Origin of the sequence: Agromyces sp. Marseille-P2726, from assembly GCF_902809835.1 — a bacterium.
In the GTDB taxonomy this organism is placed as follows: Bacteria; Actinomycetota; Actinomycetes; order Actinomycetales; family Microbacteriaceae; genus Agromyces.
Map to the genome: position 1 here is coordinate 73,326 of NZ_CADDWM010000002.1, position 17,057 is coordinate 90,382.

The following is a 17,057-nucleotide window of genomic DNA, read 5'->3' on the forward strand; positions in this document are numbered from 1 at the left end:
TCCCCACGCCCGGCCCAGGCCGCCGTCGTCAGCCCTGCACGCGGCCCGACTTCGCAGCGATGCGCTTCAGCAGCGGCGGCTTCGCGAGCACCCAGGCCGCTACCATGACGACGACGGATGCCGCGAACACCGCGAACCCCACCCAGTCGTCGACATCGCGGCCCGCGTACATCTGGTTCAGCTTGCGCAGCGCGCCCGTCGTGAACACGAGCACCACGTGCACGAACGTGAACACCAGGAAGAACAGCATCACCGGGTAGTGCACGGCCCGCGCGAGCCGCTCGGGGAAGCCTCGCACGAGCGGTCCCTCGAGCGGCCACACCGACGAGAGACGAAGCCCCGAGACGATCGCGAGCGGCGACGCGATGAACACCACGGCGAAGTACGCGAGCTGCTGCAGCGAGTTGTAGACGACCCAGGAGTCCTCGGTGGGCCACTCGAGCGACGCGTACTGCAGCGCGGCCGACAGCGCGTTCGGTATGACGGCCCAGTCGACCGGCACGATCCGCAGCCACTGCCCCGTCGCGAAGAGCAGCACGACGTAGCTGACGCCGACGAGCACCCACAGCGCCTCGACCCAGAGGTGGAGCCACAGATAGATCCCGAGTCGCCTCGGGGCGCGCCTGGTGCGCGGCCAGCGCGTGTTGTCGCGGGTCCAGAATCCCGGCGGCCGTCGCTTCGATCGCAGCTCGAAGCCCGTCTTCACGAGCAGCAGCAGGAAGAACGCGTTCAGGAAGTGCTGCCACCCCAGCCAGGCGGGAATGCCGACGGGCGTCCCGTCGGGTGGCGGCACCACGCCCGGGTACGTCTCGATGAACTGCTCGACCGCCGGCAGGCCGCGCAGCCACCGGGCGACGAGCACCACGACGGCGAGCACGACGACCGAGATGACCGCCCACCACAGCACTCGCCTGCGCCGTGCCTTCCACCACTCGGTGGCGCGATGGGGCTTCGTCGTGGTCACGACTCTCGACGATAGCGGCGCCGGCTGGGAGCACGAAGCTCACGGATGCCGCGAGCCGGCGTCGCAGCGCATGGCGACGGATCCGTAGACGACCCGACCGCCGGAGTGCTTGAGTGGACTCGTGACCCACGTGGTCGACGCGGACTACCTCGTCGTGGGTGCCGGTGCGATGGGAATGGCGTTCACCGACGCCCTGATCGAGCACGCCGACGACGTGCGAATCGCCCTCATCGACCGTCGCCACGGCGTCGGCGGACACTGGCTCGAGGCGTATCCGTTCGTTCGGCTGCATCAGGCGTCGGCCCTCTACGGCGTTGCCTCGACCCTGCTCGGCGGCGGTCGCGTGCAGCACCGCGGCCCCGAGGCCGGCCTGCAGGAACGCGCGACGAAGGCCGAGATCTGCGCCTACTACGAGGATGTGCTGTCCGACCGGTTGCTCGAATCCGACCGGGTCGAGTTCTACCCGGGCAGCGAGTACGTCGGCGACCGCACCTTCGTCTCCCGCGTGTCGGGCGAGCGGTTCACCGTCACCGACGGATGCCGCATCGTCGACGCGCACTACCTCGCCCCCCGGGTTCCGGCCGAGAAGCCGCCGCCGTTCGGCGTCGCCGACGACGCCAGCGTCGTTCCCGTCAACGAGCTGGCGCACGTGGAGCATGCTCCGAGCCAGTACGTGATCGTCGGGTCGGGCAAGACGGCGACCGACGCCTGCGTCTGGCTCCTGACGGGCGGCGTCGAGCCCGACGCGATCTGCTGGGTGCGGCCTCGAGAGCCGTGGATGTTGAATCGCGCGGTGATCCAGCCGGTACCCGAGGTCTTCCTCGGCATGGTCGCCGACACGATGCAGGCGGCCGAGGCATCCGCATCGCTGGAGGACCTCTTCCTGCGCCTCGAGGACGCCGGCATCATGCTCCGGATCGACCGCGCGGTGACACCCATGATGGCCAAGACGCCCACCCTGGCCGCCTGGGAACTCGATCTGCTGCGCACCATCGAGCAGGTCGTCCGGCTCGGGCACATCGCGCGGGTCGAACGCGGACGCATCGAGCTCGCCGACGGCGCCGTCACCATCGCTGATGACGCGCTCGTCGTGCACTGCGCGGGTGAGGGCCTCATCTACCGGCCGCTCATTCCCGTCTGGGCGCCCGAGGCGATCACGCTGCAGCCCATCCGGGCGGGGTTCCCGTGCTTCGGGGCGGCGCTCATCGGTTACGTCGAGGCGACCCGCGACGACGACGACGAGAAGAACCGGCTGTGCCGGCCGTCTCCCTATCCCGACTCGATGGCCGCCTGGGCGCGCATGACCGTGGTGGGGGCCCGGAACGCGAGGGAGTTCGGATCCGAAGCCGACATCGCCGCCTGGGCGTCGACGGTCGCACTCAATCCCGCCCGCATCGCGCCAGGAGCTCCTCGTTCCGCCCGACTCGACGACACGCTCGATCGGGTGCAGACCCACACGCGGCCGGGCCTGGCGAGGCTCGCCGAGCTGAGCGGCATCGAGCCGACATGACCCGCGAAGCGAATCGGGCGACCAGACCCTCCGGGGCCACCCGACACTCGGCGTGGACGATCGCCGCGCTCTGCACCGGCACCGCACTGAGCGCCCTGAACTCGGGCATGGTCGCCGTGGCGCTGAGCACACTGCGCCGGGAGTTCTCGGTCGACGTCGCAACGGTCACGTGGGTCATCTCGCTCTTCTACCTCGCGTCGGCGGTGCTGCAGCCGTTGATGGGCCGGCTCGCCGATCAGTACGGCCCGCGCCGCGTGTTCATCGCCGGCACGGTGCTCGTCATCGTCGCGGGCGCACTCGGCCCGTTCTCGCCGACGATCGAATGGGTGGCCGCTGCGCGAGTGCTCCTCGCGATCGGCACGGCGACGACCTTTCCGTCGGCCGCGGCGATGCTCCGATCGATCGCCGCTGTGTCGGGGGGCAGCGCGCCGAAGATGATCGGGCGCATCCAGCTGGTCGACACGAGCACGGCCGCGATCGGACCGGTGGTCGGCGGCGTGCTCCTCGTGCTCGCAGGATGGCAGGCCATCTTCTGGATCAACGTCCCGCTCGCGCTCGTCGCCATCGTGAGCACGCTCATCCTCGCCCCCCGAGACGAACCGCGGCCGAGGACGCCGCTGCGCAAGACCCTCGCCGAATCCGACATCCCGGGCATTCTCGCGTTCAGCGTGACGGTCGTCGCCCTGCTCATGTTCCTGCTCGACCTCACATCCGACCCGAACTGGCTGCTCATCGCCGTCGCCGCGGCATCCGGAGCCCTGTTCGCGTGGCGGGAGCTGCGCTGCAAGGTGCCGTTCATCGACCTGCGGCTGCTCGCCGCGAACGCGCCGCTCGTGCGCGTCTACGTCTCGTTCATCCTCGCGACCCTCGTCTTCTACAGCGCGCTGTTCGGCATTCCCCAATACCTCGAGGATCACGCCGGGTACAGCACCGACCTGGTCGGCGTGCTCCTCGTGCCGCTCGCCGCCTTCAACGCGGTGCTGGCGCCGTTCGCGGAGCGCCTCATCGACAAGCGCGGCCTGCGCACGGCCGTCATCGTCGGCACGACCGCGCTCGCCGTGGCGACGACGGCGCTGCTCCTGCTCGGGGTATCGACCGCACCGTGGCTCGTGCTCCTCGTGACCGCGGCGATCGGCGTGCCCTACGTGCTCGTGCTCATCTCACTCACCCAATCGCTCTACGTCGCCGCGCCGGCCGACCAGGTCGGCGAGGCCGCCGGCTTGTTCCAGACGGCGCGATCGCTCGGCTGCATCGGCTCCACGGTCGTCGTCGGCGTCGCGTTCGCTTCGGGCACCGGCCCGAGCGACTGGATGCTGCTGGCGCTCGTCACCGTGGCGCTCGCGATCATCGTCGTGACGGTGGTCGCACTCTGGCGACCTCGCTCGACCGCCGACGTGCCGCCGGGCGATCCGGGGCCGCCGATCAGCGACACGCCAGCGTCTGCTCGATGAGCGCATCCGAGGGGCGTCCGTAGAGACTCTCGCCGTTCCCATCGGCGTGGAACCCCATGCCGATCGCCCATGCGGTGGCCCACGCCTCGTTGGCCTCGCGGGTCGCCGGCTCGGGAACGCCCCACGGGCACTTCGCGATCATCGCGTGCCCCACCTCGTGGGCGATGAGCGACTGCACGCCATCCGAGGGCCACAGCTCCGCGACCGAATCCGAGAGCTGGATCGTGGCCACTCCGCCGCCGGGCTCCCAGGTCGCCCAGCCGCCGTACGAACCGCCCGACCCGAAGCCGTTCACGATCGGGGCCCAGTCGATCTCGATGAGCACCCCGCCCGCGAGCGAGTGTGCGAACGCCTCGGCGGCGGCGCGCTGCTCGGCGAGCGGGCCCGCGTTCTCGGCCTCCTCTGCGGCGTGCGAAGCCTGTGCGGCGCTCGCTGCGACGACATACTCCTGGATCTCGGCGGCTGCGGCGAGGCTCCACGGGGCCTGCGCGGCGATCGCCGTCACCTCGCCGATGGCGGCTCTCAGGGCGAGTCGGTCGCCGTTGCTCGCCGACACCGTGGCCGCGTCGACGGATGGCGCGGACGCCGCGACCGACTCCACGAGCGCCGAACCCTCGGCGACCACCCGCTCGCTCGCCTCCTGCAGCTCACTCGCGCGGGCCGCCGCGGACTCGGCAGCCGACTCGAGCCGCCGCGAGTCACGGTCCAGCCGTTCCGCCTCGCGATCGAGGTCGGCGAACCACGTCGGCCTCGGGCCGACGCGCTCGGCAGGCGCACGGTCCACGTCGGAGGCCCGGTCCTCCACAGCCGACGTGAGCTCGGTGACGGATGCCGCGAGGGATTCCTTCAGCGCGGCATCCGCGTACCCGTCGGCCGCCGCCGCAACGATCGCCTGCCCGATCGGCAGCGGCTCCGCGGCATCCGCTGCCGCCCCTTCGAGATCGGCGACGGCCTCGGATGCCGCAGCCGATGCCGAGGCGTGCCGGGCGACCGCCTCGTCGTACCGCGCGTTCGCGGCATCGAACACCTGCACCGCGGCCACGGCGACCGTGATCGCGGCCAGGACGACGAGGGCCAGCACCGCCCAGGCATACGACCGCCTCCGGCGTGTCGGAGCGGCGGCGGGCTGGGCGGTCACGTGTGCCAGTATGCGAGCCGACCTCGGGATCGGCAACGCTCGGGTGCCGATCCCGCGGTGGTGGCTCGTCAACCAGCGGGGCGCACCGTCGCGAAGAACGCCCGGATGTCGCGCACGACGTCGTCGGGCACCTCGAGGGCGGCGAAGTGGCCGCCGTGGTCGAAGCGGCTCCAGTGCACGATGTTCGAGTTGTCGCGCTCGGCGAAGACCCTGATCGTCTGGAAGTCGTCCTTGAAGACGGCGACGCCGGTCGGGGCTGCGTTGACCTGCGGCTCAGCCTGGCGGCGGGCGTCCTCGAGGTAGACCCGGCTCATGCCGGCGGCGGCGTTCGCGAACCAGTTCACGCTGACCTCGGTGAGGATCTTCTCGAGCGGCACCAGCGAGGTGCCGTTGCCGAAGGAGTTGAACAGCTCGCTGTAGGCGAGCAGCCCCACCGGTGAGTCGCTGAGGCCGACGGCGACGGTCTGCGGCCGGCTCGCGTTCATGGTGTTGTACCCGCCCACCGACTGGAACCACTGCATGTGCTCGAGACCGGCGTAGTCCTGCGGCTCGAGTTGTTCGAACTCGGCCGGGTCGCCCGACGGGAACGAGAAGAGCTGCAGCACGTGCAGGCCGAGGAAGCCGTCGGGGTTCAGCAGTCCGAGCTCGCGGGCGACCAGCGCGCCATTGTCGGATCCGTGGATGCCGTACTCGGTGTACCCGAGGCGGCGCATGAGCGCGTCGTACGCGCGGGCGACTCGCGCGGTCGTCCACCCCGCCTCGGTCACGGGGTTCGAGAAGCCGAACCCCGGGGCATCCGGCACCACGACGTCGAAGGCGTCCTCGGCGCGGCCACCGTATGCGACCGGGTCGACGAGCTGCTCGATGAGGTCGAGATAGTCGACGGATGACCCGGGGTAGGTGTGCGCGAGCAGCAGCGGTGTCGCGCCCTCGTGCGGCGAGCGCACGTGGATGAAGTGGATCGGCTGGCCGTCGATCTCGGTCGTGAAGTGCGGGAACGCGTTGATGCGCGCCTCCTCGGCGCGCCAGTCGTAGCTGGTGCGCCACTGCTCGACGGCGTCGCGGAGGTAGGCGTTCGGGGTTCCGAAGTCCCAGTCGTCGACGGGAGCCGGCTGCGGCAGGCGCGTGCGGGAGAGGCGGTCCATGAGGTCGTCGAGGTCGGCCTGGTCGATCTCGACGCGGAAGGGGCGGATGTCGGTCGTCGCGGTGGTGCTCGTGGTGTTCGTCATGCCTTCGACGCTACGGTCGAATCAGGCACGTTCACTTCCTAAAAGAACGAGAAGATCGAGGCATGTCGGATACGGCCGCGAGGATGCTCGCCCTGCTCTCCCTGCTCCAGTCGCGACGCGACTGGACGGGCACGCAACTCGCCGAGCGGCTCGGCGTCTCGACGCGCACGATCCGCAACGACCTCGAGCGGCTGCGCGAGCTCGACTACCCCGTCGACGCCACCCGGGGTTCCGCGGGCGGCTACCGGCTCGGCTCGGGCGGCAAACTGCCGCCCCTGCTGCTCGACGATGACGAGGCGGTCGCCGTCGCGATCGGCCTGCGCGAGGCCACGGGCGTCGCCGGCGTGGAGGAGTCGAGCGCCCGTGCCCTCGCCAAGCTCGAGCAGGTGCTGCCGTCGCGGCTGCGGCCCGTGGTCACGGCGATCGGGTCGGTCGTCGAGCGCGCGCCCGAGAACACCGGAACGGATGCCCCCGACCCGGAGGTCGACCCGGCGGTGCTCGCCGCGATCGCCGCCGCCATCCGTGACGTCGAGTGGTTCCGCTTCGTCGATCGCGGAACGCCGCGGCTCGTGGAGCCGTACCGGCTGCTCAGCTGGCACCGGCGGTGGTACCTGGTCGGGCGCGATCCCGGCTCGGGCGAGTGGGGCACCTACCGCGCCGACTGGATCGAGCCCCGGATGCCGACGCGCCGTCGATTCTCCCCGACGCCGCTGCCCGGCGGCGACTACACCGCCTTCGCCATGCGCTCGATCGCCGCGAGCGGGTGGAACGTGCACGCGCGCCTGCGGATCGCGGCATCCGCCGACGCCGTGCTCGCTCGCATCAACCCCGCGGTCGGCGTCGTCGAGGCCGTCTCGGAGTCGGAGTCGGTGCTGGTGACGGGCGCCGACTCGCTCGACACGATCGGCGCGTACATCGGCATGCTCGGCATGGATTTCACGGTGGAGTCCCCGCCCGAGCTGGTCCCGCTGCTGCAGACCCTGTCGGAACGGTATGCGCGGGCGGCCGCCGGTGGGAGGCTGGGGGCATGACCACGACCATCGAGCGGCACGTCGACATCGCGGCGTCGCCCGAGGCGGTGTTCGACCTCGTCAGCGACCTGCACGGCTACGGGCGCTGGCTCCCGTCGGCGGGCGACTACGAGGGCACGAGCGAGATCTCTCCCCCACCCGTGGCCGTCGGCACGACGTACGTCGAGCGCAGCCGCCGTGGCACACGACGAGGCGTCGTCATCGCGCTCGCGCGTCCCGATGTCATCGCGTTCCGACAGCCCATGATCTTGCGGCCGCGGTTCGCGGGCACGATCGGGAGCACGGTGTCGATGTCGGTGGCGCCGACCGCGACGGGTGCGCGCGTCACCCGCAGAGTCGAGCTGGGGATCCCCCGACGGCTGGCGCTGCTGCGCTCGCTCATCGTCACGAGGTACACGCGCGAGAGCGAGCGGATGCTGCGGTCGCTGAAGTCCACGGCGGAGCGCTGACGCGTCGCCGCGGCATCCGCTCGGCTTTCGTTCTTCCGCTCGTCACCGGGCGTGCCTAACGTGGGAGGCATCGCTCGCCGAGGAGCAGACGAAGGAGTTCGCATGTCCACGAGACGCCCGATCCACGCCGCCCTGACCGCCACGGCGGTCGGCGCCCTTGCCGCCGCAACGCTCGCGGCCGCACCGGCCGCCGCCGCTCCGCCCGACGGGCGCGGCACCACCGAGCTCAGGGTCGCGACCTACAACCTCTCGCTGAACCGCAACGCAGCCGGCCAGCTCGTCGCCGACCTGGAGACCGGCACGAACGACCAGGCGCAGACGGTCGCCGAGATCATCCAGCGCGTGAACCCCGACATCGTGCTGCTCAACGAGTTCGATTTCGTCGAGGGCGGTGTGGCCGCCGACCTGTTCCGCGACAACTACCTCGAGGTGTCGCAGGGCGGGGCCGACCCCGTCGAGTACCCGTACGCGTTCGTGGCGCCGTCGAACACGGGCGTGCCGAGCGGCTTCGACCTGAACAACGACGGCGTGGTCGGCGGGGGTGACGACGCCTTCGGCTTCGGGCTCTTCCCCGGCCAGTTCGGCATGGCCGTGCTCTCGAAGTACCCGATCCTCGAAGACCAGGTGCGCACCTTCCAGAACTTCCTCTGGAAGGACATGCCAGGCGCGCTGCTGCCCGACGACCCGAACACGGCTGCACCGGCCGACTGGTACTCGGCTGCGGAGCTCAACGTGTTCCGCCTCTCGAGCAAGTCGCACTGGGACATTCCCGTCGACGTGAACGGCAACACCGTGCACGTGCTCGCGTCGCACCCCACCCCGCCGACGTTCGACGGCGCGGAAGACCGCAACGGGCTGCGCAACCACGACGAGATCCGGTTCTGGGCCGATTACGTGCGGCCCGGCAAGGCGTCGCGCTACATCTACGACGACAAGGGAACGATGGGCGGACTGAAGCCCGGCGAGTCGTTCGTCATCCTCGGCGACCAGAACGCCGACCCGCTCGACGGTGATTCGGTGGCGGCCGCGATCGACCAACTGCTCGACCACCCGCGCATCCACGACCCGCTGCCGACCTCCGAGGGCGCGGTCGAGGCATCCGCGTTGCAGGGCGGAGCGAACCTCGCGCACCGGGGCGACCCCGCCTTCGACACGGCCGACTTCAACGACAACGCGCCGGGCAACCTGCGCGCCGACTACGTGCTGCCGTCGAAGGACCTGCGCGTGCTCGACGCCGGTGTCTTCTGGCCGCTGCAGGCCGACCCGCTGTCGGCGCTCACGGGTGTGTTCCCATTCCCGTCGAGCGACCACCGGGCGGTGTGGGTCGACCTGCGCGTGCACGGCTGACGAACACGACGGATGCCCCGTGGCTCGTCATGCCGCGGGGCATCCCGGGTGCTGGCTGCCCGCCGTGCCGGCTGCGGCGGCATCCGCTCGCTCAGGAGCCGGGAAGGCCGACCCGGTCGGGCACGGCGCCGACGACGCCCGGGAGCCATGACTCCATCTCGGGCCAGGCCCGGCCGGTGGGCAGGTGACGCAGGAGGCGTGCCAACGAGTCGTCGGCATCGGGCCACGGGATGACCCGGGTGGGTGCCGCCGAGGCGAGGACGCCGAGCCACCAGTGCTGCCACGTCGGACGCAGGTCTTCGGGGTGCAGCACGACGTAGTAGTCGGGCACGGTGATCTCGTGCCGCTCGGCCGCCTCGACGGCTCGATCGATCTCGAGCTCGAGCACGCCGTACGTGGACTGGTCGTCGAAGAATTCGACCCAGGCGGCCGCCACGTGGGCCAGCGGATCGTGGTCGTGCACGAAGTAGGGCGCGTCGGCCGTGGCCGACCAGCGCGCGACCTCGTCGTCGGGAATGCCGTCGAACGCCAAGGCTCTGACGTTCGCGTATCCCTCGAGGGCATGGATGGCCGACGTCGACTCGTCGCCGACGACGACCAGAGTGGTACTTGCCGGTGCCTCCATTTCCGCATTGTACGTCGGGTTGTGGCAGGGTGCGGCAGTTCGTCGCGGTTCGGCGCGGTCAGGCGATCCGCAGCACGACATTGCCGCGCTTGCGCCCCGTGTCGACGTATCGATGGGCCTCGGCGACGTCGTCGAGGTCGTAGACGCGATCGATCACCGGGCGGAACGCGCCCGACTCGGCGAACCGGGCGAACTCGGCGAAGTCCTCGCTGCTGACCGGCGCGAGCTTCATCGTCACGAGCTTGCCGCTGCGCCGGCTGTGCCGCTTCGCCGAGAGCACGCCCTTGAGGTCGGTGATCACGAGGAGCAGTGCTCCCCCGGGCTCGATCGACCCCTCCACGCGCTCGAACGGGGCGTTGCCGACGCAGTCGACGATCACGTCGTACGTCTCGCCGTTCGCCGCGAAGTCGTCGATGGTGTAGTCGATGACCCGGTCGGCGCCGAGCGAGCGCACGAGATCGGCATTCGTACCGCTGCACACGGCCGTGACGCGTGCGCCGCGAAGCTTCGCGAGCTGCACGACCGCACTGCCGACGGCGCCGGATGCCCCGTTCACGAGCACCTCGGTTCCCGAACTGATCTCGACATGTGCGAGGAAGGCGAGCGCCGTGTGGCCGCCGAACACCAGCGCCACCGCCTCCTCCATGCTGAGGCTGGACGGCTTCGGGGCGATCGCCTTCGAGACAGGAACGCGGACGTACTCGGCGTGCCCGCCGAACGATCCACCGAGCATCGCGATGACCTCGTCGCCCGGCGCGAAGCCCGTGACGGCACCGCCGACCGATTCCACGACACCGGCGACGTCCATTCCGAGCACGCGCTTGCGCGGCCGGAACACGCCGAGCGAGAGCGGGATGAGGAATCCGAGCCCGTCGGGGACGTCTCGGGTGCGGAGGCGGTGGTCGGCGATGCTCACCGTGCTGGCGTGCACCCGCACGAGCAGCTCGTCGGGCTTCGGTGTCGGCTTCGGCACCTCTTCGACCTGCACGACCTCGGGCGCGCCGAACCGTCGCGCGACCGCGGCCCGCATCCGCGTGCCCTGAACACCTGTTGTCGTCATGACGACCCCTTACCTTACGGTGTATGCCTTACGTCGTAAGGTACACTCGAACCCGATGGATGTCCAGAGCGAAGTTCCTCCGACGACCACCGAGCGCCGCGCGCCGTTGACGCGTGAGCGCGTGCTGCGCGCCGCCGTCGACCTGGCCGACGGGGCCGGCGTCGCCTTCGTGACCATGCGCAGGCTCGCCGAGCAGCTGGGCGTCGAACCGATGTCGCTCTACTACCACGTGCCGAACAAGGAGGCGATCCTCGACGGCATCGTCGACCTCGTCTTCCGCGAGGTCGAGCACGAGGTCGGGGCCTTCGAAGCGCCCGCAGAGTCCGACCCCGATTGGAAGGCGGCGCTGCGCGACCGCATCGTGGCTGCCCGACGCGTGATGCTGCGGCATCCGTGGGTCCCGGCGCTGCTCGACACGCGCAGCGGTCTCGGGCTCGCGCAGGCCCGGTACGTCGACGCCGTCGTGGGCACCCTGCGATCGGGTGGGCTCTCGTTCGACCTCATCCACCACGCTATGCATGCGCTGGGCAGCCGCGCGTTCGGGTTCTCACAGGAGCTCGGCGACGAGGGAAGCTCGGCCGACGCGGGCGACGCCGATGCGCTCGGGCAAATGGCCGAGCACGTTCCGAATCTCGCCGCCATGCTCGCCGTGGTCGCTCATGACGACCCCGATTCCACGCTCGGCTGGTGCGACGACCAGTTCGAGTTCGAGTTCGGACTCGACCTCATCCTCGACGGGCTCGAGCGGCTCCACGCCAACAGCTGACGGAGGTCGCTCAACGCGGCCGGCCGGGCGCCGCCTCGGGGTCAGCTCGCGAGGCGCATCCCCGTGATCGGGTCGCCGAGGCCGGGCAGCACGTCGGCGAAGTCGACGCCGCCGACGGTGATCACGCGCCACGAGGCATCCGTGAAGCGCACGTGCGACGACGACGCGTTCTCGAGCTTCGGGTAGCGCCGCTCGGCATGTCCTGAGATGGCCGCGAGCGTGTGCCGGATCACCATCGCATGGGTCACGACGAGCACCCGCGAGTCGGGGAGGTCGACCGAGATGCGCTCGAGGGCACGGATTCCGCGTGGCCCCACCCGCTCATCGGGCTCCTTGCCGGCGAAGTCGCGGTCGGGCCAGCGCGCATCGAGGTCGGCGACGAGCACGCCCTCGGCCTCGCCGAACTCCTGCTCGATGAGCTCGTCGTAGGTTGCGGCCAGCGGCACGCCGAGGGCCGACCCGATGAGCTGGGCGGTTTCGCGTGCCCGCACGAGCGGGGAGCTGACGATGGCGTCCCACGGCTCCGACGAGAGGGCGGATGCCGCGACGCGGGCCTGCTCGCGCCCCGTCTCGTTCAGCGGGATGTCGCTGCGTCCCTGCATGCGCCCCTGGAGGTTCCAGTCGGTCTGACCGTGGCGGATGAGGGCGATGTGCATGGCTCCCACCATAGGCGGGGCCGGCTGGGCGAACGCTACACGTCGCGCCCGACGGGCCGGCGACACCGCTCACCGACGGCGCGCGTCGCCGGGCCCCGAGTGCCGCCGAGGCACGGAAGTCGTGTTCCCGATTTTCGAAGGCGGTGCCGAAGTGCCGAAGTGCCGAGGTGCCGAAGTGCCGAAGTGCCGAAGTGCCGAAGTGCCGAAGTGCCGGACGCGCGCAGAAGGGAGACCCATCCCGGAACGCACCGCACCGCACCGCGCCGCACCACACCGCCTGCGAGCCGGCGCGGGGGAAATCTCCGTGCAGAGCACGGATGCGGCGGATGCCGGGCGAGAGGACGCTGGGCACACCAACCCATCCACCGTCGAGGAGACGACTGATGACCGAGACCGCAGCACCCGTCCAGACCGATGCCGATCGCGCCGACGCCGACCGCGCCCTGAAGACCAAGCACCGCGCCATGTGGGCGTCGGGAGACTACCCGACCCTCGCATCCGACCTCATCTGGCAGCTCGGCCCACGCGTCGTCGCCGCAGCCGACGTGCGACCCGGCGACCGCGTGCTCGACGTGGCCGCCGGCAGCGGCAACGCCGCCATCCCCGCCGCGCTCCGCGGCGCGATGGTCGTGGCGAGCGATCTCGCGCCCGAGCTCTTCGACGTCGGCCGGCGTCTCGCCGCCGAAGCGGGCGCCGAGCTCGAGTGGCGCGAGGCGGACGCCGAGGCCCTGCCCTTCCCCGACGACGCCTTCGATGCCGTGCTCTCGACCGTCGGCGTGATGTTCGCGCCGCACCACGAGCGTGCCGCCGACGAACTCGTGCGGGTCTCGAAGCCCGGCGCGCGAATCGCCCTCATCAGCTGGACCCCCGAGGGCTTCATCGGCCAGATGTTCAAGACCATGAAGCCGTACGCTCCGCCGCTGCCCGAGGGCGCCCAGCCCGCTCCGCTCTGGGGCGACGAGCAGCATGTGCGCGACCTCCTGGGCGACCGCGTGAGCGACCTCACCGTCACGCGCGAGACCGTCGTGATCGACCGGTTCGACTCGGGCGAGGCGTTCCGCGACTACTTCAAGCACCATTACGGACCGACGATCTCGGTGTACAACCGCATCGCCGACGACCCCGAGCAGGTGCACGCACTCGACACCGCGCTCGCCGAGCTCGCACGTTCGCACGGCCTCGAGAAGCCGGGCGACGCGATCGAGTGGGAGTACCTGCTCGTCACCGCACGCGTGCGCTGACCGGCGACCACCCGCACGACAACGAACCCGAGAGACGATCATGCACCTCAGCAACCACTACACGACGCTCGACCTCCGCCGACTCGACGAGACCCGCCTCGAGCGCGAGCTCGAGCTGCGGCGACGCATCGCCGAGGTCGCTGAGGCTGCCGAGGGGGTGACGGATGCCGCGCGCCCGCGCCGCGGCATCCGTGCCCTCCTTCCCCGCCGCTTCGGCCGTCTGGTGGCGCCGCCCGCATCCACGGGGTGAATGCTCGCACCGTCACCCGCGAACGGGGGCGTGCCCGAACCGGTGCGGCGACCGGCGCGCGGTCCTAGACTGGCGCCGTGTCGGCCCGTACGGACACGCTGACCGCCCGCGAGAGCGCGGTCCTCGCCGCCATCGAACGGCGCCTGAGCAACCCCGAGATCGCCGCGGAGTTGTTCATCTCGGTGCGCACGGTCGAGAGCCACATCGCGAGCCTGAAGCGCAAGCTCGGGGCCGAGAGCCGTGCGGAGCTCATGGCCGCGGCCGCCGAGCGGCGGGAGCGTGCGGCATCCGTTCGCCTGCCCCGCAACGCCTTCGTCGGACGTGACGCCGACCTCGCGACGCTCGCCGACCTGCTCGACGAGCAGCGCTGGGTGACCGTCGTCGGGCCCGGTGGCGTGGGCAAGACCCGCCTCGCCCTCGAGTTCGCGAGCCGCAGCGAGCACGTGCCCGTCATCGTCGAACTCGAGCACGCCGAGCCGGGCGACGTCGTCGCGAGGATCGCGCGGGCCCTCGACCTCGAGGCCGTGCCGGGGGCGGATGCCGCGACCTCCGTCGTGATGGCGCTGGCATCGCATCCGTACCTGCTCGTGCTCGACAACGTCGATCGCGTCGGGCCGGCCGTCGGCGAACTCGTGGCGCGGGCCCAGGCACGGGCGAACGGCCTGCGCGTACTCACGACCTCGCGCACGCCGATCGGCGACGACCTCGAGGCGGTGTATCCGCTCGCTCCCCTCCCCGTCGGGGGCACGGATGCCCCGGCGGTGACGATGTTCCTCGACCGCCTGGGCGCGTCGGGAGGTGCCGCGGCGGCGCGCCTGTCGACCGCCGACCTCGAGCTCGCCGCGCACGTGTGCGAGCGCCTCGACGGCCTCCCGCTCGCCGCGCACGTGTGCGAGCGACTCGACGGCCTCCCGCTCGCCATCGAGCTCGCCGCGGCCGTCGCGCGCCACCTGTCGCTCGCCGAACTCGCCGAGCGGCTCGACCGCGACTTCGCGACGCTCGACCGCGCCGTGCCCGCGGGGCGGCACCGCACCCTCGAGACCGCCTTCGACTGGACCTGGGACCTCCTCACCGAGGAGGAACGCGACGTGCTCTGCCGGCTCGCGGCCCTGCCTCGCACGTTCGACATCGACCTGGCGTCCGCCGTGACGCACCCCGGCGCGGAGGGCACGGTGCTGCGGCTGCTGGATCACTCCTTGCTCGTGGCGACCGGCGGCTCGCCGCGCCGGTTCCGGCTGCTCGCCGTGATGCGCGAGTTCGTGCACGCCCGCACCGATCCGGCCGTCATCCGCGAGGTGCTCGAACAGCACGCCGTGTACATGCAGCGCATCACCGACCAGTTCGTGGTCACCGCCCGCACCGACGACAGCGCCCGAGCATTGGATCTCTCGGCGACGCTCTGCCCCGAGGTCAACGCCGCCCTGCGGTGGGCCCTCGCCGCCAAGCATCCGTCGGCCCTGCCGCTCGCGGCCGACCTGTCGATCGGCGTCGAGCAGTACGGGTCGGATGTCGACAGCGTTCGCGCCATCGCCATGGCCGCGCGCGACGAGCGGGTGCTCGCATCGGCGACCCCCCAGCAGCTGCTGCTGATGGGGAACGCCCTCGCCTTCCTCGACGTCGAGCTCGTCGGCGAGCTCGCGCAGCGCGCCATGGCACTCGCCGGTGGCGACGGCGACGATCGGGCTCGGCTCGCGGCGCACCACCTCGCGGGCATGGCCGACGCGTACGCCGACCGCGATGACACCGCGCACGAGCACCTCGACGAGGCGGAGCGGATCGCCAGCTCGCTCGGCGACTCATGGGAGCTCGCGGCGGTCCACCAGATGCGCGGCATCGCGTTCCGCCATGCGACACCTCCGCAGACCGAGCGGGCGATGGACGAGTTCGAGGCCGCGATGCGTGGCTTCGCGCTGGCGGGAGATGCCATGCACGTGAACAACGCGCGCTTCATGCTCGCGTTCGCGGCGGCCGACTCGGGGCGCGAACTCGATCGCGCCGAGCAGTTGGTGTCGGAGTGCATCGCCTACGCGCACTCGGTCGGGAACGAGCACGAACTCGCGCACGCGTACCTCGTTCGAGCGAAGCTGCATCGCGACGACCCGACGGAGGGCGACAACATCGCGGCACTCATCGGCACCTTCCGCCGGCTGGGCGACCTCCGGTGCCTCTCGCGGAGCCTTGCGCTGCAGGCGCGGCGCGTTCCGTCCGAGGCGAGGGTCGGCTTGCTCGAAGAAGCCCTCTCGGTCGCGGAGGCCGGTGGCAACCGTGACCTGCAGTCGTCGACCCTCACGGCGCTCGTCGATGCGCGGTGGGCGCTCGGCGACCGGGTCGCGACACTCGCGACGCTCGACCGGCTCGCTGCCATCGCTGGGGCGGATGCCGCATCCGCGGCCTGCCCGCCCGAACTCGTCGACGACTTCACCATCGCGCCGGTCAACTAACGGGCGCGGCGGCCCGATCAACTCCGTTTCCCGAGATTTCCATGCAAAGGAATAGATCGAGTCATCGCCGAGTTGCACTCGCTGGACGCGTCGAGAGGCGCGTCTTGTCGTGGGAGGACCGCCCGTCCGCGACATCCGAACCACTGAACCATCGGAAAGCGAAGCGAATGACCAAGATCGCCATCATCATCGGAAGCACCCGCCCCGGCCGCAACGGCCAGGCCGTCGCGGAGTGGGTGCTCGAGCAGGCCGCGTCCCGCACGGATGCCCAGTTCGAGATCGTCGACCTCAAGGACTTCGACCTCCCGCACCTCGACGAGGCCGCGCCTGCCGCGTTCGGTCAGTACGCGAACGAGCACACCAAGAAGTGGTCGGCCACGATCGCCGACTACGACGGCTACATCTTCGTCACTCCCGAGTACAACCACTCGACCTCGGGCGCCCTGAAGAACGCGCTCGACTACCTCTACAACGAGTGGAACAACAAGGCCGCGGCATTCGTCAGCTACGGCAGCCTCGGTGGCGCCCGCGCCGTCGAGCACCTGCGTCTCGTCGCCGCCGAGCTCCAGCTCGCGACCGTGCGCCAGCAGCTCGCGTTCTCGCTGATGACCGACTTCAAGGACTTCTCGACCTTCACCCCGGCCGAGTACCACCTGCCCGGCGTGACCACGATGCTCGACCAGCTCGTGGCGTGGGCCGAGGCACTCCGCACGGTGCGCGAGCCCGCCGCCGAGGAGCAGATCGCGGCGTAGTCACGCACCCCGGGCCTCACCGCCTGCATCTCACGACGGCGGATGCCGCCCGGTCTCGGGGCGGCATCCGCCGTTTCCTCGTCGGGGAGCGCCTCGCTCGTCGACGGTCATTGACGCTCGCACGCGGCCGCGAAAGATTGGATGAGC

Annotated in this window: 16 protein-coding genes; 10 read left to right on the forward strand and 6 right to left on the reverse strand. The window is 70.9% G+C overall.

What is annotated here, in order from left to right:
* Positions 1–28: 28 nt before the first annotated feature.
* Complete coding sequence (locus HUS56_RS00925; RefSeq protein ID WP_173921537.1) at positions 29–964, reverse strand: cytochrome b/b6 domain-containing protein; 936 nt, start codon at positions 962–964, stop codon at positions 29–31.
* Between the two features lie 121 nt (positions 965–1,085).
* Here HUS56_RS00925 and HUS56_RS00930 point away from each other — a divergent pair, with 121 nt between their 5' ends.
* Both HUS56_RS00930 and HUS56_RS00935 read left to right on the forward strand, forming a co-directional pair.
* Positions 1,086–2,474 carry an NAD(P)-binding protein gene (locus tag HUS56_RS00930; protein WP_173921538.1) on the forward strand — a complete coding sequence of 463 codons (1,389 nt, stop codon included), beginning with the start codon at positions 1,086–1,088 and terminating at the stop codon, positions 2,472–2,474.
* Positions 2,471–3,925, forward strand: coding sequence for an MFS transporter (locus HUS56_RS00935; protein ID WP_173921539.1), 1,455 nt, complete (start codon positions 2,471–2,473; stop codon positions 3,923–3,925). The genes HUS56_RS00930 and HUS56_RS00935 overlap by 4 nt, the downstream gene beginning before the upstream one ends.
* Here HUS56_RS00935 and HUS56_RS00940 read toward each other — a convergent pair.
* Together HUS56_RS00940 and HUS56_RS00945 are read right to left on the reverse strand one after the other, a co-directional pair.
* Complete coding sequence (locus tag HUS56_RS00940; RefSeq protein WP_173921540.1) at positions 3,897–5,063, reverse strand: hypothetical protein; 1,167 nt, start codon at positions 5,061–5,063, stop codon at positions 3,897–3,899. The genes HUS56_RS00935 and HUS56_RS00940 overlap by 29 nt on opposite strands.
* Before the next feature lie 68 nt (positions 5,064–5,131).
* Positions 5,132–6,292 carry an epoxide hydrolase family protein gene (locus HUS56_RS00945; protein ID WP_173921541.1) on the reverse strand — a complete coding sequence of 387 codons (1,161 nt, stop codon included), beginning with the start codon at positions 6,290–6,292 and terminating at the stop codon, positions 5,132–5,134.
* Between the two features lie 62 nt (positions 6,293–6,354).
* On the opposite strand from HUS56_RS00945, the gene HUS56_RS00950 reads away from it, so the two are divergent.
* The 3 genes from HUS56_RS00950 (at position 6,355) to HUS56_RS00960 (ending at position 9,119) form a co-directional block, all read left to right on the forward strand.
* Positions 6,355–7,323 (forward strand): YafY family protein, encoded by a 969-nt coding sequence (locus HUS56_RS00950; RefSeq protein WP_173921542.1) that lies wholly within the window; start codon positions 6,355–6,357, stop codon positions 7,321–7,323.
* Positions 7,320–7,772 (forward strand): SRPBCC family protein, encoded by a 453-nt coding sequence (locus HUS56_RS00955; RefSeq protein ID WP_173921543.1) that lies wholly within the window; start codon positions 7,320–7,322, stop codon positions 7,770–7,772. The genes HUS56_RS00950 and HUS56_RS00955 overlap by 4 nt, the downstream gene beginning before the upstream one ends.
* Before the next feature lie 102 nt (positions 7,773–7,874).
* Positions 7,875–9,119 (forward strand): endonuclease/exonuclease/phosphatase family protein, encoded by a 1,245-nt coding sequence (locus HUS56_RS00960; RefSeq protein WP_173921544.1) that lies wholly within the window; start codon positions 7,875–7,877, stop codon positions 9,117–9,119.
* Positions 9,120–9,210: 91 nt separating this feature from the next.
* Here HUS56_RS00960 and HUS56_RS00965 read toward each other — a convergent pair whose 3' ends face one another.
* The gene (locus HUS56_RS00965; RefSeq protein WP_173921545.1) at positions 9,211–9,744 is read right to left on the reverse strand and encodes a hypothetical protein; all 534 of its coding nucleotides are present in this window, start codon (positions 9,742–9,744) and stop codon (positions 9,211–9,213) included.
* A 58-nt stretch (positions 9,745–9,802) separates the two neighbouring features.
* Entirely contained in the window at positions 9,803–10,804 is a 1,002-nt protein-coding gene (locus HUS56_RS00970) for an NAD(P)-dependent alcohol dehydrogenase (RefSeq protein ID WP_254431225.1), read from the reverse strand.
* A gap of 55 nt (positions 10,805–10,859) precedes the next feature.
* Here HUS56_RS00970 and HUS56_RS00975 point away from each other — a divergent pair, with 55 nt between their 5' ends.
* On the forward strand, positions 10,860–11,570 hold the full coding sequence (locus HUS56_RS00975; RefSeq protein ID WP_173921546.1) for a TetR/AcrR family transcriptional regulator: 711 nt from the start codon (positions 10,860–10,862) through the stop codon (positions 11,568–11,570).
* 41 nt (positions 11,571–11,611) lie between these two features.
* Here the strand turns inward: HUS56_RS00975 and HUS56_RS00980 are convergent, their stop codons facing one another.
* The gene (locus HUS56_RS00980; protein ID WP_173921547.1) at positions 11,612–12,226 is read right to left on the reverse strand and encodes a histidine phosphatase family protein; all 615 of its coding nucleotides are present in this window, start codon (positions 12,224–12,226) and stop codon (positions 11,612–11,614) included.
* A gap of 383 nt (positions 12,227–12,609) precedes the next feature.
* Here HUS56_RS00980 and HUS56_RS00985 point away from each other — a divergent pair, with 383 nt between their 5' ends.
* From HUS56_RS00985 to HUS56_RS01000, 4 genes are all read left to right on the forward strand, one after another.
* Complete coding sequence (locus tag HUS56_RS00985; protein WP_173921548.1) at positions 12,610–13,467, forward strand: class I SAM-dependent methyltransferase; 858 nt, start codon at positions 12,610–12,612, stop codon at positions 13,465–13,467.
* 40 nt (positions 13,468–13,507) lie between these two features.
* Entirely contained in the window at positions 13,508–13,717 is a 210-nt protein-coding gene (locus HUS56_RS00990; protein WP_173921549.1) for a hypothetical protein, read from the forward strand.
* Positions 13,718–13,794: 77 nt separating this feature from the next.
* Positions 13,795–16,158, forward strand: a complete 2,364-nt coding sequence (locus HUS56_RS00995; protein ID WP_173921550.1) for a LuxR C-terminal-related transcriptional regulator — start codon at positions 13,795–13,797, stop codon at positions 16,156–16,158.
* Between the two features lie 167 nt (positions 16,159–16,325).
* Entirely contained in the window at positions 16,326–16,910 is a 585-nt protein-coding gene (locus HUS56_RS01000; protein ID WP_173921551.1) for an NADPH-dependent FMN reductase, read from the forward strand.
* Positions 16,911–17,057 lie beyond the last annotated feature (147 nt).

Coding starts and splice junctions, on each gene's coding strand:
- HUS56_RS00990 (WP_173921549.1), top strand. CDS start 13,508: ATGCACCTCAGCAACCACTACACGACGCTCGACCTCCGCCGACTCGAC.
- HUS56_RS00945 (WP_173921541.1), bottom strand. CDS start 6,292: ATGACGAACACCACGAGCACCACCGCGACGACCGACATCCGCCCCTTC.
- HUS56_RS00950 (WP_173921542.1), top strand. CDS start 6,355: ATGTCGGATACGGCCGCGAGGATGCTCGCCCTGCTCTCCCTGCTCCAG.
- HUS56_RS00980 (WP_173921547.1), bottom strand. CDS start 12,226: ATGCACATCGCCCTCATCCGCCACGGTCAGACCGACTGGAACCTCCAG.
- HUS56_RS00965 (WP_173921545.1), bottom strand. CDS start 9,744: ATGGAGGCACCGGCAAGTACCACTCTGGTCGTCGTCGGCGACGAGTCG.
- HUS56_RS01000 (WP_173921551.1), top strand. CDS start 16,326: ATGACCAAGATCGCCATCATCATCGGAAGCACCCGCCCCGGCCGCAAC.
- HUS56_RS00935 (WP_173921539.1), top strand. CDS start 2,471: ATGACCCGCGAAGCGAATCGGGCGACCAGACCCTCCGGGGCCACCCGA.
- HUS56_RS00975 (WP_173921546.1), top strand. CDS start 10,860: ATGGATGTCCAGAGCGAAGTTCCTCCGACGACCACCGAGCGCCGCGCG.
- HUS56_RS00985 (WP_173921548.1), top strand. CDS start 12,610: ATGACCGAGACCGCAGCACCCGTCCAGACCGATGCCGATCGCGCCGAC.
- HUS56_RS00955 (WP_173921543.1), top strand. CDS start 7,320: ATGACCACGACCATCGAGCGGCACGTCGACATCGCGGCGTCGCCCGAG.
- HUS56_RS00960 (WP_173921544.1), top strand. CDS start 7,875: ATGTCCACGAGACGCCCGATCCACGCCGCCCTGACCGCCACGGCGGTC.
- HUS56_RS00970 (WP_254431225.1), bottom strand. CDS start 10,804: ATGACGACAACAGGTGTTCAGGGCACGCGGATGCGGGCCGCGGTCGCG.